This window comes from Kribbella sp. CA-253562, assembly GCF_050942265.1.
GTDB lineage: Bacteria > Actinomycetota > Actinomycetes > Propionibacteriales > Kribbellaceae > Kribbella.
On sequence record NZ_CP192049.1, the window covers coordinates 3309010 to 3326182 of the forward strand.

Below are 17173 nucleotides of genomic sequence, written 5' to 3' on the forward strand. Positions count from 1 at the left end.
ACGGCGGGCCAGGAGTCAGCGCAGCGCGATCAGCACGTGCCGGCGGCCGACCCCGACGGCGGTGACCCAGCTCGGTGCCGGGACACCGTTCTCGACGGTCACCGGTCCGGGCTTGCTGCGGTCCTCGCGGTCGCCGGTGGCGAGCTGTCCTCGTCCGTTGGCGCCCCAGGTCATCACCCCGCCGTTCTGCAGCACGGCGACGCTGTAGCTCTCCCCGGCCATGATGTGCTGTACGGCCACCAGTTTCGGCTCGTCGCCCTCGCCGCGGACCGGCAACGCGAACGATTGCGTCTTGAAGGTGCCGTTGCCGAGCTGGCCACCGTTGTTCAGGCCCCAGCCGACCACCGAGCCGTCCTTCAGCAGCGCGAGCGTGTGCTTCTCCGCGGAGGAGACCTCAGTGGCGCCGGTCAGCGGTTTGCCTGGTGCGACGAGCACCTCGGCGGGAGCGCTGCGGTTGACGTTCGTGCCGTCGCCGAGTTGCTGGACGTCGTTGCGCCCCCAGGTGACCACGCGTCCGTCGCCGAGCAGCGCGACCGAGTGCTGACCGCCGATCGCGATCGCCCGGACGCCGGTGAGCGGCGCCTTGTTCCGGCCGGTGATCAGCACGGGCAGCTTGGCGACCGCCGGGGCCGACGTGCCGAGCTGGCCGTACTCGTTGTTGCCCCAGCCGAGCACCGTGCCGCGATCGGTCAGGGCCAGCTCGCTGCCGCCGTCAGCCGAGATCGCCCGTACGCCGGTCAGCGGTCCGGTCGCGGTCGGGTTCAGGACCACGCTCGGAGTGGTCGGATTCGCGGTCGTGTCGGCGTTCCCGCGCTGGCCGGAGTTGGCCCGGCCCCACACCACCACGGTGCCGTCCTTGCGCAGGGCAACGGACGTGTTCGAGTCGGCCGCGATGTCGATCACGCCGGTCAGCACGCCGGGAGCGCCGTCCGGCGCGCGGACCGGGAGCGGGACGATCGAAGGCGCGCGGGTGCCGTTGCCGAGCTGCGCGTCGTCGTTCGCGCCCCAGGCCAGGACACGGCCGTCCTGCATCAGGGCCAGCGAGTGCTGCTCACCCGCGGCCAGAGCGATCACCCCCACCAGGTTGGCGCCGCTGCGGTCCACCACCGGCCCGAAGCTGGTCCGGATCCCGGTCGGCGCGGACCGGCCGAGCTGACCGGCGTCGGAGAACCCGGTCGACAGCACCAGGCCGCCGGTGTTGGTCGGTCCGGCGGCGGAGGGTTCCGCGAGCGGCTGGGCCTTGGCGCAGCCGCCCAGCCAGGCGGCGGCCGTCAGCAGGGCCACGAGGGTGACGGCCGGTCGGGTGAACCGGCGAGGGGCAGGACGAAGGATCATGACATCGGTACCGGCTTCGTTTCGTCCGCGGTCGGAAGCACACCGGCCGGCTGAGGGTGGCGACGGCGCCGCAGCATCGCGGTGAAGGCCGTCAGGGCAAGGTGGTCGCGCAGTTTCCACAACGCGGCCAGGTAGCCGGCGGCCCCCACCGCCAGCACGGCCACGAGCACCCCGTCGGAGGGGTCCGCGGCCAGTTTCAGAATCACCGGCGGTACGCCGAAGCAGGCGATCGCCAGACCGCCGACAGTCACCGACAGCCGGCTGAACGGCAACCAGTGCAGGTTGATCGACACCTGGATCATGCCGAGCACGTTGCGCACCACGATCGCCGCGGCCCACGCGATCGCCGCGCCGACCATGCCGATCCGCGGGATCAGCAGCAGGTTCAGGGCCAGATTGACGCCCAGGGCAACCAGTGCGTTGACCATGCTCAGCCCGCTCCGGCCGGCCATCAGCAGGATCAGATCGACCGGTCCTCCCGCGGCCGCCAGCAACGCGGCGATCGCCAGGACGACCACCACGTCGTCGCCGGCCCGGTACTGCGTGCCGCCGAACACGTGCAGCAGCAGCGGCGCGAGCGCGAGACAGGCCAGGAAGAACGGCCAGGTCAGCGACATCGTCCACGCGGTGACGGTCTGGAACACCCGCTTGGTGGCCCGGTCGTCCCCGGAGGACAGCAAGGCGCTGGTGTGCGGAGCCGCGACCTGCTGGATCGCCTGGGTGCCGAGCTGACCGATCACGAACAGCCGGGTGGCGACCGTGTAGACCGCGGCCTCGGCCGGCGAGCGCAGCGCGGCGACGAGCACGATGTCGGCCCGCTGCAGGATGCTCTGGCTGATCCGGGAGATCACCCGCGGCCAGGTGTAGACGGCGTACTCGCGCCACAGCGCCCGGCGCGGCGACGCCGGCCGGCCGGGTCCGCTGCGGGCGACCAGCCGGCGTTCGAGGACGAGGAACCAGCCGATCGCGACGACGGTGGCCACGGCGTACGGCAGCGCCCAGGCCAGGGTCAAGCCACCCAGGCCCGCGCCGGCCGCCAGGGCGATGCCGACGAAACCGACCTGCAGCAGTGCCCGGCCGATCTTGTCGACCAGCACGGTCGGCCGGATCGCGGTGAGTCCGCGGGTGGCCGACAGGACCGTGTTCGTCACCGCGGCGAGCGGCACACAGACAGCCAGTACGGCGACCGCCCGGCTGCCCGCCGTACCGCTGCCTTCGCCGAGTACGACCCCGGCCACCTGCTCCCGCAGTCCGAGCAGTACGGCGGCCACCACGGTGCCGCCGGCGAACGACACCAGCGCGGCCATCCGGACCGTGGCGCGCGCGTCGGCCAGCCGGTCCTCGACCAGGAAGTGCGGCAGGAACTTGGACAGCGAGACGTCCGAGCCCAGCTCGGCGATCGACGCGACGATCAGGAACACCGCGGTCAGGGCGAACAGACTTCCGGCGACGCCGGCCTCGGTGCCCCGCGTCACCACCCAGGTGAGCAACAGCGTCAGGACGGCGCCGCCGGCGGCTCCGACCAGGTTGGCGGAGCCGCCGCGGGCGATCTTGCCCAGACTGGCCGGGTGCGGGCCGGTCGTCTCGGCGAGGGGGGCAGTCACTACACCGTTCTCCGGGATGCCGCGTAGCCGGTCTCCTCGTCGTCGCCGGCCTCGGCGGCCGGGAACCACGGCGACGAGTCCTTGGCCTGCCCGTTCGCCCGGCCGTTGTGCTGACCGTTGTGCTGTCCTTGCAGCTGCTCCGCAGGATCGTTGCTCTCGGCATCGACCTGCGCCGCCTCCGGCTCCGGGCGGTCCTCGAGCAGGGGCATCTCCTCGGTCCGCTCGTCCACCGCGACCAGCTTCGGCGTCGCGGCGGCGGGAACCTCGGCAGCGGCGTCCTCGTGGGCCGCAGCGGCAACGGGCTCCGGCGCGGCAACGGGCTCCGGCGCGGCCGCGACCTCTTGCGGCTTGTCCGTCTCGGCCCGGTTCCGGCGCAGCAGGCCACCGCGCGTGCCTTGGTCGACCACGACCCCGACCAGCCGGGCGCCGCCGCGGGTGACCGCCTCGGCCGCCTGCTGCAGGTCGACCGTGGTCGTCTGCCGCAGGCTGACCAGGATGATCACGTCGGCGCACAGATCCGCCAGCGTCAGCGTCTCCGGTGCGGACGCGATCGGTCCGGCCACCAGCACCCAGTGCGATTCCGGCGACAGTCCTTCGAGGAACGCCCGCATCTGCGGCGAGGCCAGCTTGTCGACCGAGGTCGAGTACTTCGGGCCGACCGGCACGAACCGCAGGTTCGGCTGGTACTCCGTGGCGACGTCGTCGGTGTCGGCGGCGTCGTTCAGTACCTCCGCGACACCGTCCACGTCGCCGAGCCGGGTCGCCCGGGTGAGCTCCCCGTCGGCGTCGACGAGCGTGACCGTCTGGTCGGACCGCGCGAGTGCGGCGGCCAGCGCCAGGGGAGTGGTGGTGTGGGACCCGGCCGACCCGGCCGGGACGAGCAGCACCGCGCCGCCGTCCGGGCTGGCGACCCCGAGCACGCTCCGCAGCAGCCGGGCGCCGTCGGGCAGTCCTGCGGAGGCGTCGACCAGCAGGCTGTCGGCCTGCTCGTCGGCGAGTGGCTCGACCGTGCTGAGCACCGGGTAGCCGAGCGCCTTGACGTCACCGATCGTGCGCAGGGTGCGGTCGTTGAGGGCCCGCATGATCGCCAGGACCAGGCCGAGCAGCAGACCGACACCCGCTCCCGCGACCGGCATGATCCAGCTCGGCAAACCCGCCGTACCGGTCGGCAGGGAGGCCGGCGACAGCACCTGTCCAGGGTCGCCCTGGAACAGCCGCAGGTCGCTGATCTGGTTCTCCAGCTTGGTCGCCTCGGCGGTCGTGGTGGCCACCCGCTGGTCGGCCAGCACGCGGGCCGGCGTACCGGGGTTGGTCCGGCCGAGCGCGGCCAGGTTGCGCTGCAGCGCGGACTGGTTGGCGTTGCGTGCCCTGGTCAGGTTGTTGATCTGCGCCTGGACCGACTCGGCCGCCCGCCGTTCCCGAGCGACCAGGTACGCGTTGGCGAACGCGTCGGCGCCGTTGCGGGCCGCGGCCGGGGTGATGTCGGTGTAGGACACCTCGAGGACCTGGGAGTTCGGCGGGTTGATGACCGCCAGCTGCTCGACCAGGGCCGCGACCGACGCCTTGCTGCGCAGCGTCGTCTTGGCCAGCTGGGCGACCGCGTCGGAGCTGACCAGCTGTGCCTCGGTGCCGAGGTTGGCGAGGTTCTGGCCGCGGGCGCCGGGCGCGTACGGGTTGCCGTTGGCCGGCTCGACCAGCACGGTCGCCGTCGCGGTGTAGGTGGCCGGCTGCTGCCGCGCCCCCAGGAAGCCCAGCGTGGTGCCGACCGCCAGCAGGGCAACGATCACCGGCAGCCGGCGAGCAAGGCCCGACCAGGTGAATCTGCTGCCCTGTACGGGGCCTGTCGTCTCCGTTGTCGTGCCGCTCATATTCCCCGCCCTCTCGCATTCGCCCATTGCAGAACCCTGTTCGCCGGGACGACCCCAGATGCGATCGCCAGCGCGAGATAACCGCGCTTCTCACCAGGTGCCAGCCGGAGGGCCCGCCAGGCCCACCGGGAGGAGTCGGAACGCTGCTTCAACGCGGCGTACGCGACTGCTTTCTGGCCGTAGATCCGGGCCAGCCCGCGAGGGCTCTCCCGGATCGCCGCGTGCTTGTCCACCATGTAGTCCAGTGCGTCGATGATCACCGCCCAGCGGGTGGTGAAGAACGAGCCCGGGTGCCACAGCACCTCGACCAGCGGTTTGCTCGCCACCGCCACCTTCTCGGTGGCCAGCGCCCGCAGCATCCAGTCGTAGTCCTCGGCGTACCCGCCGGGCAGTTCCTCGTCGACCCACCCGATCCGGTCGAACGCCTCGCGGCGGACCACGACGGTGGACGGATGCGCCTCCATCACCCGGCGGCGGGCCAGTTCGGCCACGGTCACGTCGGCCGGGGTCGGCACCCGGACGTGGGTCTGGTCGCCGATGGTGATCTCGATTCCGCAGACCGACAGTCCGGCGCCCGAGGTGATCAGCATGGCCACCTGGGTGCTCAGCTTGTCCGGCCGCCAGCTGTCGTCGTCGTCGCAGAACGCCAGGTACTCGCCGTTCGAGGCGGTCACGCCGCTGTTGCGTGCGCCGGCCAGGCCCGGCGTCCGGGTGTTGGTGACCACTCGGACCACGCGCTCACCCGCTTGCCCGGTCAACGGCAGGTCGGCGGCCAAGCCGGTCTCGGGGTCGCTCTGGTCGTAGACGACGATCAGCTCCACCGGACCGGTGTAGGTCTGCGCCGCGATCGAACCGAGCGCCTTGCGCAGCAGCTCGGGCCGGTTGCGGGTGGCCACGACGACGCTCACCGAAGGAGCAGTGGGCGATGTACTCATGAAGTGCTCCTTCTCAGCACGGGTGGAACGAATCGGTCGGCCGCCGACCGGAACCCGGTCAGCAGGACGACTCCCTGAACAGTGGCGCCGACCTCGGCGGCGCGGTGCACGGCCGCGGTCAGCGCGCGGTGCCGGGTGCGCGGTGTGACGATCAGTACGACGTGCCCGGTGAGCGCGGCGAGCACGGACCCCGGCTCGCTGGTGACTCCGTCGCTGGTGACCAGGACGGTGCTCGCCCGGGCGCGGGTGCGCGGCATGGGAACGGTGTCGGCGGGCAGCACACTGTGATCGACCACCCAGGCCCGGCGCCCGTGGTACCCCAGTGCGGCGGACAGCTGGTCGGCGGCGGCTCGTTCGGGCTCGCCCGGCGGCCGGTCCGGTGGCGCGACCATCACGGCCCCCGCGCCCATCCCCAGTACGCCGGTGGTGATCGGGTCCCAGTCGTGTCCGCTCGGCTCGCCGGGCTTACGCAGCCGCAGCTTGACCACCGCGCTGCCGGGCACCAGCCGGGTCACGTCCGAGACGCTGCCCAGCCGGCCCGACCGGACCGCCGAGATCAGCAGGCCGGCCAGTCCACCGAGCACAAGCCCCGCGGCCGGCGGCACCAGCGGGTTGATTCGCCGGGCCGACGTGGTGCCGCCGACCCGGACGACCACTCCCGGGTACGCGCTGGTCGCGATGACCTGCCGCGACTCCGTCTGCCGGGCCGCGATCTGCGCGGCGATCGCCTGCCGGGTGGCGCGCTGCTCGGCCAGTTTGGCCGGCGTGCTCCTCCCGGTGATCAGGGTCCCGTCCAGCCGCGCGTTGAGCGTGGCGATCTGCTGGCCGATCAGCTCCACCCGGTCCTCCCGGCGGGCTTCGAACTCGCTGCGCCGCAGCTTGATGTACGCGGCGGTCATCGCCGCCGCGCCCTTCTCGGCGGCCCGCCGGTCGGTGGACTGGTAGGTCACCTTGAGCACCTTGGTGGTCGGCACCGCCGAGATGTGCAGCTTGGTCTGGATGTTCTTCTCGCCGGTGGCCTGCCGGGCCGCCTCGAGGACCGGGGCCGACACCAGCCGGGCGGCCTCGGTGTCGATGGTGAACCACTTCGCGCCCTCCTCGCCCTGGCGGGCCAGGTAGAGCGGAGCGTCCGCGACCAGCACGGCCGAGGTGGACGAGTACACCCGCGGCGTCCGCACGGTCCAGGCCACACCGGCCACGGCGCCGACCAGCGCGCAGACGGCCACGGCCACCGCGCCCCTGCGCATCGCGCGCAGGTAGGCGGACAGCTCGATGGCGTCGTCGCGCGCCGGGCGGCCGGGCTTCACAGCCGCCAGCTCGGAGTCGCGCCGAGGATGCCGGTGAGCTCGGTGTCGGACTGCTCGAACCGCTCCAGCAGGGCGGACCGCAGCGAGTCCGGCATCGGCTTGCTGGGCCGGGCATTGGCCTGCTCCACCTTGGCCGGGTCGTGCACCGGCAGCCCGAGCCACTGCTGCAGCCGGGCGAACTGCTCGACCGGCTCGGCGAAGAACCGGTTCGCGTCGATCACGAAGACCTGCTCGGGCGACAGCGCCCGCTGCAGCCGGACGATCTGCTCGGCGTACCGGCCGCGGCCGACGTAGGCGTGGTGCCGGTGGTGGAAACTCTGGTACGACGGGTCGGCCCGGATCCGCTCGACCTCTCCGGCCAGCCGCTCGTCCTCCAGCGCCAGCGCGGTCTCGAAGTCCTCGGTCTCGAAGCCCCGCGCCCGCTCGTGCTTGTACGCCGAGAACGCGCGCTCGACCGGGTCCCGAACGAGCGTGACGACCTTGACGTCCGGCAGGTGCCGGGCGATCCGCTCGGCCGCCAGCGGGTGGAACATGTAGTAGCCGCTGCTGTCGAAGGTCAGCGGCCGCCCGTACCGGCGGGTCCGGGCCGCTGCGACCGGCGCGACCGGGAAGTGCCCCCGGTACCAGGACCAGGGCTGGTCGTAGCCGATGTCGAAGTACCCGATGCCCTTGTGGAACAGGGGTCGCACGATCGCGGGGTGGTCCACCAGCAGCCGGTACAGCGTGGTCGTCCCGCAGCGCTGGGCGCCCGCCACGATCAGGTCCGGCAGCATCCGCACGCCCGAGGTGGCGCGGCCGACGGCGCGGGTCGCGGTCCGGATGGCCTGCTGCGCGCCGTCCGGAACGACGTCCCGGGTGGATCGCAGGACGGCGGTGCTCCTGGCGGTCAGACCGGTGGTCATCGGGCTCCCTTCGCGGCGGTGATCCGCCGGCTGTGCCGGGCCAGTGCGTCGAGCACGGTCCGGGTCGTCGGACGGAGGACCTCGCCCTGCGCGCCCTGGCTACCGATCAGGTAGCGCGCGGCGAGGGAGGCCAGATAGAGCCCGGCGAGCAGGTCCTGCTCGGCGGGCGGGCAGGCCGGGTGGCCGGCGTACGGGCTGGTGAGGGCGGTGTCGAGCACCTGGTCGGAGAAGCCGGCCGCACGGGTGCTCGTGTGCACCACGTAGTGCACCCGATCCAGCCCAGCCGGTACGCCGGTGGCGAACCGCTCCCAGTCCCACAGCTGCAGCCGCCCGCCGCGGAAACCGAGGTTCCAGGGCGCGAAGTCGCCGTGCCAAGCGGTCAGCCGGACCACGTCGTCGCCACGGCCGCGCTCGATCCGCTCCAGCGCCTCGTCGTACGCCGCGCGCTGGCCGGCGTCCTCGATCCGGTCCGCGGTGCTCCGCAGGTCCCGCCAGTACGCCGTCGTCGCGAGCGCGGCCGAGCCTTCGTCGTACCGGTCGTAGAGCTCGTCGAGCGGTGCGAGCGGTGGCTGCAGCAACCCGCCGGAGCCGGGCCGAATGGCGGTGTCGAGGGCGGAGATCACGAGCAGTTCGAGATCGTTCCAGCGGCCGAGGTGAAGGAGTTCGGGAATCTCGAGCAGCGTCCAGTTGTGGTCGCCCAGCTCGGACAGGTTGGCGCCCTCCTGCCGGACCAGCCCGGCGGTCAGGCGGGAGTCGCCCACCTTCACGTACGCGACGCAGCGGCCACGCCGGTCGAAGACCTGCAGGATCGGCTTCTGGTTCGCGCGCAGCGTGCCGACGCCGAGCCCCACGACGACCTCGGTGTCCAGGATCCCGGACAGGTGCTGCTCGATCGAGTCGCGGGCGACAGCCGGGTGGGTGATCCGGATCCGGTCGGCCAGCAGTCCTTCGGCCCGTGCCCGCAGAGCGAGCGAGCCGATCAGGCGGACGGCCCGCTCCTTGGCGGACAGCGCCCGGCTGAACCGGCGCAACCCACTCGCTGCTGCGGCCGGCCGCCCGGCCGGAACCAGCAGGCGGGGCGCGGAGCGGGACGGGACGAAGATCAGGTCCTGCGTGCGCGGCGTCCGGCGACGACCCTGGACGAGCTCCACCGAACGGCCGGGCCAGAGCCGCTCGACCGTGCTGACCAGGCGATCGGTCGTGGGGTTGGCGGTCACGGTCATGACGGCGTCACCGCCTTCGCGTCCCGTTCGTCTCGCCACATCAGGCCCAGCGCGATCATCAGCGTGAACAGCGGTGCGCCGAGCGTGTCGTAGACCAGGATCTCGATCAGGAAGAAGATCAGCACCGCGAGCCCGATCATCGTGATCGGCTCCCGGCTGCGCACGTGCCGGGCGAACCGGACCAGGAAGAACGCCAGGAACAGTGCCGTCCCGAGCAGGCCCTGGGTGAACACGACCAGCCACAGGTGCCCCTGGGTGCCGAACGGCGGCACGGCACAGGCCGGGCAGCCGAGCGTCGCGCCACCGGCGATCGAGCCGAAGCTGCCCTCGACGTCCCGGGTGTTGCCGAAACCGATCAGCGGCGAACCCTTCACGGTGGACTCGATGGTCTTGACCGCGAGCTCGCTGCGGCGGTCGTTGCTGTGCTGGTGGGCCAGGCGTTCGCTGATCATCGTCGGCAGCGGCGACAGCAGTGCCGCCACCACCGCGACCACCGCGACCGGCGCCAGCCACGCCATCGCGTGAAAGCCACGCAGCCGGATCACCTGGACGACGGCGTACAGGGCGCCGACGACGAGCACGGCCCACAGACCGCGGTTGAGCGAGTACACGACCGGGATCGCGGCGACGACCAGCACCGGCCAGCCGGCGATCCGTCGCCAGCCGGACTCCCGGCCGAACCAGGCGTAGAGGAAGAACGGCAGGAAGAACGACAGGTTCGCGCCCCACGAGTTCGCGTACGCGTACGGCGCCCGCGGCCGGGGCTGGGCGAAACCGAGCACGTTCTGGATGTCGGCGGTGGCCGGGTGGATCAGCGCGTGCAGGAACTTGTTGGCGCCGATCGAGCGCGGCAGCACGAGTTCGAGCGCCGAGCTGAACTCGAAGTTCGGCGCCAGGACGCCGAGCAGGCCGCCGAACGCGGTCACCACGAACATGTAGCCGAGCAGCCGGACCACCCGCTGGGTGGGCAGCCGGGTCTTGTCGGTGTTGCCGATGTAGAGCAGCACGACCGTGACCACGACGTACCAGCACAGACGGTAGACGTAAGTGAGCAGCGTGCCGCCGAGCGGCCCGGTGGTGCTGAAGGGCGCGTCGCTGGTGAGCATCGTCGCGCTGACCAGCACGACCGCGAGGAAGCCGATCCACCAGCCGAACCCGCGCGGCGCGATCACCGTCTTGCGGCTGATCAGCGACCAGGCCATCGGCACGGCGGCCAGGAAGAAGACGAACTCGGTCATCCCGAGCACCCACCACAGCGGGAAACCGAGGAACAGCACCGACAACGGCCAGCCCGCCCACCAGCGGTCGCGGCGTGGCGCGGCACCGCCGGCCCCGACGGTCCCGGCCGCCGCGGCGACGTTGTGTGACGACAAACTCAGTTCCCCCACCCGTGCTCCCGAGCACCTGCGACCCCGGCCCCCCGGCCAAGCTGGTGCTCTCCCCACGTCGAGGATAGGTGCAGGAGAACGGATCGCCAATGACCGGTGACGTTTTCGGCACCTGTCCGTGACGAGCCGGGGATGGCGACGGGTCGGCAGCCCCGGATCCGGTCACTCAGAGTGCCGGCCGGGTGGCCTCGGGTTCACTTCGGCGGCCCGATCCACGCCCGGCCCGGCGATTTGCGGCCGAGCTACTGCGGCAACCGTCCCGAAGGTGTTTACTGTCCGTTCAAGGGGACCTGGCCGCTGGGGGGTGCGCCAGGCAAGGGGTGGTTGTCCCGCATCGCCGTTCCAGTGCGCTGCGGGGCGGGGGAGGAACAACGTGCGCAAGTCCTATTTCTGTGTGCTCCTGGCGTTGCTGACGGCGCTGACCGGAAGCCTGGTCGTGCTGGGCCCGTCGGCGTCGGCCGTGCAGGTGACCCAGGACCGGGTCGTCACCGACGACCCGGCGAACTGGACGCCCAACGTGCTGGACGGGTCGGTCAAGACCATCCAGCAGTTCGGCAACCGGATCCTGATCGGCGGTGAGTTCACCCAGGTCCAGTCCCGCGACGGCGCCACGACGTACGCGCGGACCAACCTGGCGGCGTTCAACGCGACCACCGGCGAGATCGACGCCTCCTTCGCACCGAACCCCGACGGCGAGGTGACCACGATCATTCCCGCCGGTGACGGCGTGAACGCGTTCGTGGCGGGCTACTTCAACAACATCAGCGGCGGCGGCTCGCCGAGCGTCGCCAAGATCGACGTCACCACCGGCACCCGGGTGTCCGGCTTCCACTTCCCGCGGATCGACGGCCGGGTCAGGGACCTGCGGCTGTCGAACGGCCGGCTGTGGCTGGCCGGTCTGTTCACCACGATCGAGGGACACCCGCAGGCCGGTCTGGCCACGGTCGACCCGGCCACCGGTGACTACGACCCGTACATGACGCTGCAGATCGCCGGCCTGCACAACGGCGGGGTCACCACCGTGCTGAAGATCGACATCACCCCGGACGGCAGCAACCTGGTCGCGATCGGCAACTTCGACACGATCCAGGGCAGCAAGCACCACCAGGTGTTCATGCTGAACCTGACCGGGCCGACCGCGACGGTGGAGAACTGGCAGACGAACTACTACAACACCGCCTGCTCGAGCTCGTTCCAGACCTACATGCGCGACCTCGACATCTCACCCGACGGCTCGTACTTCGTCATCTCCACCACCGGCGCGTACGGCGGTTCGCTGGCCGCCTGCGACTCCACCGCGCGGTGGAACACCAGCGCCCGCGGCACCGACCTGAAGGCGAAGTGGATCAACAACACCGGCGGTGACACCACCTACGCGGTCGCGATCACCGGTTCGGTCGTCTACACCGGCGGGCACGCCCGCTGGCAGAACAACCCGTTCAGCGGTGACACTGCCGGCCAGGGCGCGGTGTCCCGCCCGGGCATCGCGGCGCTCGACCCGGTCAACGGCCTGCCGCTGTCGTGGAACCCGACGCGTGAGCGCGGGGTCGGGGTCTTCGACCTGCTCGCCACCCCGGCCGGACTGTGGGTCGGCTCGGACACCGACCGGATCGGCAATTTCGAGTACCACGCCAAGATCGCGTTCTTCCCGCTCGCCGGCGGCGCCACGATCGCGCCGAACAACACGCCGACGCTGCCGAACAACCTCTACATCGCGGGCCGCCGCAACCAGAACATCCTGTTCGTCACCTGGGACAACACGCTGGGCCGGTCCTCGTTCAACGGGACCACCGCGACCGCCGTCGGCTCGGTGCCGAACGGCGGCCTCACCTGGGGCAACAACCGTGGCGCCTTCATGCTCAACGGCCAGCTGTACGCCGGCTGGTCCAACGGCACGTTCGACAAGCGCAGCTTCGACGGCACCACGCTCGGCGCCGCCACGCCGGTCAACACCGGTGACCTGATCACGAACATGTCCACCTGGCACGGCGAGGTGCAGAACATCACCGGCATGTTCTTCGACTCCGGCCGGATCTACTACACCCGCTCGGGCCAGTCGAACCTGTACTACCGGTACTTCACGCCGGAAAGCGGTGTGGTCGGCGCGAACGTGTTCACCGCGACCGGCAACCTGACCGGGCTCAACTTCTCCCAGGTGAACGGCATGTTCCTGGCCGGCACCACGCTGTACTGGGCCCAGTCCACCGACGGCACGCTGCGCAAGATGACCTGGAACCCGGCGACCGGGATCCCGGTGGCCGGCACCGCGCAGACGTTGTCGACCGGCATCGACTGGCGCGCCCGCACGCTGTTCCTCTACCAGGACCCGACCGGGCAGGGGCCCAACCAGCTGCCCACCGCCCAGGCGGCAGTCAGCTGCACGGACTTGAACTGCTCCTACTCGTCGGCCGGCTCCGCCGATCCCGACGGCACGATCGCGTCGTACGCGTGGACCTTCGGCGACGGGACCACCAGCACGGACGCCAACCCGGCGCACCGGTACGCCGCGGCCGGCACCTACTCGGTCGGACTGACCGTCACCGACAACCGGGGCGGCACCGCGAGCAAGGTGCAGAACGTCGTCGTGACCCACGTGAACACGTTGCCGACAGCAACCTTCGGGGAGACCTGCGACAGCCTGACCTGTGCCTTCGACGGCTCCGCGTCGTCCGATCCGGACGGCCCGATCACCAGCTACGCCTGGAACTTCGGTGACTCCGCCACCGGCACCGGCGCCACCGCGTCGCACACGTACGCCGCGAGTGGCACCTACACGGTGACCCTGACGGTGACCGACAACGAGGGCGGCACGAAGACGACGTCGCACCCGGTCACGGTGACGCGGGTGAACCAGGGCCCGACGGCGAGCTTCACCACCGACTGCACCGACCTGGTCTGTGGCACCGACGCGGCGGCGTCGGCGGATCCGGACGGCAGCATCACCGGCTACGCGTGGACCTTCGGTGACGGCGGGACCGGCACCGGGGCCACCGCGTCGCACACCTACGCGGCGGCGGGTACCTACACGATCACCCTGACGGTGACCGACAACGACGGCGCGACTGCCTCCACCACGCGGTCCGTGGCGGTCGTCGACCCGGCCCGGACGATCGACTTCGTCGGCTCCAGCCGGGTGAACGGCAACGCCGCGAGCTTCTCGCTGACCGTGCCGAGCGCGGTCACCGCGGGCGACGCGCTGCTGCTGTTCTTCGCCGACAACGACCCGGGCCCGGCCGTCACCGGTCCGGCCGGCTGGACGCTCGTGCAGTCGGTGGCGTCGACCAACCAGGTGGGCCGGCTGTGGCGCCGTACGGCGACCGCTGCCGACGCCGGCAGCACCGTGCAGGTGGTGACGTCGGCGCTCACCAAGGCCGACGCGACGCTGCTCGCGTACCGCGGTACGGCGGCCGACCCGATCGCGGGATCGGCCACCGGCAGCGAGACGATCAGCCAGGCGGCGCACACCACGCCGACCCTGACCACGTCGACGGTGGGCGGCAAGCTGGTCAGCTACTGGGCGGAGAAGTCGTCACTGACCACGACGCTCACCCCGCCGGCCGGCACCACCACCCGGGCCAACAGCACCGGCGCCGGCTCCGGCCGGATCACCGCACTGGCCGTCGACAGCAACGACCCGGTCGTCCCGGGCACCGTGGGAGGGCTGACCGCGACCGCGGACTCGGCCAGCGCGCGGGCGCTCATGTTCAGCGTGGTCCTGGCACCGAGCTGATCCGATCACCATCGAAGAAGCTCTGCTGGGGAGGAGAATCGTGCGGAAGAGTTGTTCGGTTTTGCTGGCGATGGTCGTGGCGGTCACCGCCTGGCTGGTCCCGGTGTACGGCGCGTCGGCGGTCCAGGTGCCACAGGACCGGGTGGTCAGCGCCGACCCGGCCAACTTCACACCGAACGTGCTGGACGGGTCGGTCAAGTCCATCGTCCAGGTCGGCAACACCATCCTGATCGGTGGTCTGTTCACCCAGATCCAGGCCGCCTCCGGCGGACCGGTGCTGGCCCGGCGCAACCTGGCCGCGTTCGACGCGACCACCGGCGCGATCAGCACCACGTTCGCGCCGAACCCCGACGGCGAGGTCACCACGATCCTGCCGTCCGGCGACGGCTCGACCGTCTACCTCGGTGGCTCGTTCAACACCGTCGGGGGAGTGTCGTCGGTCAGCACGGCCCGGATCAACGCGTTCACCGGCGCGCGGGTGGCGACGTTCGTCCCGCCCGCTCTGTCCGGGCGGGTCAAGGACATGCGCCTGGTCGGCAACCGGTTGTGGCTGGCCGGCACCTTCACCCACGTCGCGGGCCGGTTGCAGCCGGCGCTGGCGACGGTGAACGCGACCACCGGCGCGTGGGACCCGTACATGTCGCTGGCGATCGCCGGCGTGCACAACGGCGGCAACACCACCGTGATCAAGCTCGACGTCACGCCGGACGGAAGCCAGCTGGTTGCCATCGGCAACTTCGACACGATCCAGGGCGTCAAGCACCACCAGGTGTTCATGCTGAACCTGACCGGGGCGGCCGCGGCGGTCGAGAACTGGCAGACGAATTTCTACAACACCGCCTGCTCCAGTTCCTTCCAGACCTACATGCGCGACCTGGACTTCTCGCCGGACGGCTCGTACTTCGTCATCAGCACGACCGGCGCGTACGGCGGCGCCGGGACCGCGTGCGACTCGGCGGCGCGCTTCAACACCAGCGCCCGGGGCAGCGGGCTGAGCTACTACTGGCTCAACAACACCGGAGGTGACACCCTCTACGCCGTGGCGGTCACCGGAACGGCGGTGTACCTCGGCGGGCACCAGCGCTGGCAGAACAACCCGTTCGCCGGCGACCGCGCCGGTCAGGGTGCGGTCGCGCGTCCGGGCATCGCGGCGCTCGACCCGGTCAACGGTCTGCCGCTGTCGTGGAACCCGACGCGGGATCGCGGGGTCGGTGTGTTCGACCTGCTCGCGACGTCGGCCGGGCTGTGGGTCGGCTCGGACACCGACCGGATCGGCAATTTCGAGTACCACGCCAAGATCGCGTTCTTCCCGCTCGCCGGCGGCAGTGTGATCCCGCCCAACAACACGCCAACGCTGCCGAACAACCTGTACCTCGCGGGACCGCGCAGCCCGGTCGCCGACACAATCACCCGCACGGCGTACGACGGCACCACCTTCGGCGCGCCGGCCTCGGTGCCGAACGGCGGCCTGACCTGGGGGACCACCAGCCGCGGCGCCTTCATGCTGAACGGCGTCCTGTACGCCGGCTGGTCGGACGGCTCGTTCAACCGACGGACCTACAACGGCAGCACGTTCGGCACGCCGACCGCGATCAACACCGGGGACCTGCTGGTGAACATGACGACCTGGCACGGCGAGGTCGCGCAGATGACCGGCCTGTTCTTCGACACCGGGCGGATCTACTACACGCTGGCCGGCCAGTCGAACCTCTACTACCGGTACTTCACGCCGGAGAGCGGCGTGGTGGGCGCGGCCCGCTACACCGCGACCGGCAACGTCGCCGGCGTGAACTTCTCGCAGGTGAACGGCATGTTCGTCACGCCGACCGGCTTCTACTGGGCCAGCTCGCTGGACGGCGACCTGCGCCGCGCGGGCTGGTCGCAGGCGACCGGCGTACCGACTGGATCCTCGTCCACGGTGTCCACCGGTGAGTGGCGGGCACGGGCGCTGTTCCTGTTCCAGGGTGTGGCCGCGCCGCCGAACCAGGTGCCGGTCGCCCAAGCGGGGATCAGCTGCAGCAACCTCGACTGCACGTACTCCTCGGCCGGCTCGACCGACCCGGACGGCACGATCCAGTCGTACCAGTGGTCGTTCGGCGACGGCGCGACCTCGACCGCCGCGAACCCGACGCACCAGTACGCCGCCGCCGGCACCTACACGGTCACGCTGACGGTGACCGACAACAGCGGCGGTACCGGACAGCGGACGCAGGACGTCACGGTCACCGCGGGCGGCACCAGTCCGGTGACGTTCGTGGGCGCGAGCGCGGTCAACCTGAACAGCACCGCGTTCAACGTCACCGTGCCGGCCGCGACGCCGGCGGGTGCGCTGATGCTGCTCTTCTTCGCCGACAACGACCCGGCGCCGACGGTCACGCCGCCGGCCGGCTGGACGCAGGTCCAGACCGCGAGCTCGACCAACCAGAACGCCCGGGTCTGGCGCCGGACGGCCACCGCGTCCGACGCCGGCACGACGGTCGGCGTCACCACGTCCAGCCTCACCAAGGCCAACGCGACGCTGGTTGTCTACTCCGGGGTCTCCGGGACCACACCGGTGGCGGCCGCCGCCGCGGGCAGCGAGACGCTCGTCCAGAACACTCACACCACGCCGCCGGTCTCGTCGACGGTGACCGGGGCTCGGCTGGTCAGCTACTGGGGCGAGAAGTCGTCGGCCACGACCGCCCTGACGCCGCCGGCCGGGCTGACCGTCCGGTCCGCGACGACCGGCAGCGGCTCGGGGCGGATCACCTCGCTGACCGGCGACAGCGGACCGTTCGGGCCGGGCACGCTCGGCGGTCTCACCGCGACGGCCGACTCGGCCTCCGCGCGGGCACTGATGTTCAGCGTCGTGGTGGCACCGGCACCGTGACGACCGTGTGTT

Annotated in this window: 10 protein-coding genes; 2 read left to right on the forward strand and 8 right to left on the reverse strand. The window is 71.4% G+C overall.

From position 1 onward, the window contains the following. Window positions 1–15 precede the first annotated feature (15 nt). The 8 genes from ACQPXM_RS15785 to ACQPXM_RS15820 are packed head-to-tail and all read right to left on the reverse strand — an operon-like array spanning window position 16 to window position 10562. Entirely contained in the window at window positions 16–1335 is a 1320-nt protein-coding gene (locus ACQPXM_RS15785) for an RCC1-like domain-containing protein (protein WP_432949199.1), read from the reverse strand. After that, window positions 1332–2939: a polysaccharide biosynthesis C-terminal domain-containing protein gene (locus tag ACQPXM_RS15790; RefSeq protein WP_432949201.1), complete on the reverse strand. Its 1608-nt coding sequence runs from the start codon at window positions 2937–2939 to the stop codon at window positions 1332–1334. Before ACQPXM_RS15790 ends, ACQPXM_RS15785 begins: the two co-directional genes overlap by 4 nt. After that, window positions 2939–4807: a cellulose synthase operon protein YhjQ/BcsQ gene (locus ACQPXM_RS15795; RefSeq protein WP_432949203.1), complete on the reverse strand. Its 1869-nt coding sequence runs from the start codon at window positions 4805–4807 to the stop codon at window positions 2939–2941. The genes ACQPXM_RS15790 and ACQPXM_RS15795 overlap by 1 nt, the downstream gene beginning before the upstream one ends. Then, window positions 4804–5742 carry a glycosyltransferase family 2 protein gene (locus tag ACQPXM_RS15800; RefSeq protein ID WP_432949205.1) on the reverse strand — a complete coding sequence of 313 codons (939 nt, stop codon included), beginning with the start codon at window positions 5740–5742 and terminating at the stop codon, window positions 4804–4806. Before ACQPXM_RS15800 ends, ACQPXM_RS15795 begins: the two co-directional genes overlap by 4 nt. Continuing rightward, entirely contained in the window at window positions 5739–7049 is a 1311-nt protein-coding gene (locus ACQPXM_RS15805) for a hypothetical protein (protein ID WP_432949207.1), read from the reverse strand. Before ACQPXM_RS15805 ends, ACQPXM_RS15800 begins: the two co-directional genes overlap by 4 nt. After that, on the reverse strand, window positions 7046–7951 hold the full coding sequence (locus ACQPXM_RS15810) for a sulfotransferase family protein (protein WP_432949209.1): 906 nt from the start codon (window positions 7949–7951) through the stop codon (window positions 7046–7048). The genes ACQPXM_RS15805 and ACQPXM_RS15810 overlap by 4 nt, the downstream gene beginning before the upstream one ends. After that, complete coding sequence (locus ACQPXM_RS15815) at window positions 7948–9174, reverse strand: hypothetical protein (protein ID WP_432949211.1); 1227 nt, start codon at window positions 9172–9174, stop codon at window positions 7948–7950. Before ACQPXM_RS15815 ends, ACQPXM_RS15810 begins: the two co-directional genes overlap by 4 nt. Then, window positions 9171–10562: a hypothetical protein gene (locus tag ACQPXM_RS15820; protein WP_432949213.1), complete on the reverse strand. Its 1392-nt coding sequence runs from the start codon at window positions 10560–10562 to the stop codon at window positions 9171–9173. Before ACQPXM_RS15820 ends, ACQPXM_RS15815 begins: the two co-directional genes overlap by 4 nt. Before the next feature lie 373 nt (window positions 10563–10935). On the opposite strand from ACQPXM_RS15820, the gene ACQPXM_RS15825 reads away from it, so the two are divergent. Both ACQPXM_RS15825 and ACQPXM_RS15830 read left to right on the forward strand, forming a co-directional pair. Next, window positions 10936–14292: a PKD domain-containing protein gene (locus tag ACQPXM_RS15825; protein WP_432949215.1), complete on the forward strand. Its 3357-nt coding sequence runs from the start codon at window positions 10936–10938 to the stop codon at window positions 14290–14292. Window positions 14293–14332: 40 nt separating this feature from the next. Next, complete coding sequence (locus ACQPXM_RS15830; RefSeq protein WP_432949217.1) at window positions 14333–17161, forward strand: PKD domain-containing protein; 2829 nt, start codon at window positions 14333–14335, stop codon at window positions 17159–17161. The last annotated feature ends 12 nt before the right edge of the window (window positions 17162–17173 follow it).

Bases quoted from the DNA above. Each gene is read 5' to 3' on its own strand.
- ACQPXM_RS15800 (WP_432949205.1), bottom strand. From the start codon at position 5,742: ATGAGTACATCGCCCACTGCTCCTTCGGTGAGCGTCGTCGTGGCCACC.
- ACQPXM_RS15795 (WP_432949203.1), bottom strand. From the start codon at position 4,807: ATGAGCGGCACGACAACGGAGACGACAGGCCCCGTACAGGGCAGCAGA.
- ACQPXM_RS15815 (WP_432949211.1), bottom strand. From the start codon at position 9,174: ATGACCGTGACCGCCAACCCCACGACCGATCGCCTGGTCAGCACGGTC.
- ACQPXM_RS15810 (WP_432949209.1), bottom strand. From the start codon at position 7,951: ATGACCACCGGTCTGACCGCCAGGAGCACCGCCGTCCTGCGATCCACC.
- ACQPXM_RS15785 (WP_432949199.1), bottom strand. From the start codon at position 1,335: ATGATCCTTCGTCCTGCCCCTCGCCGGTTCACCCGACCGGCCGTCACC.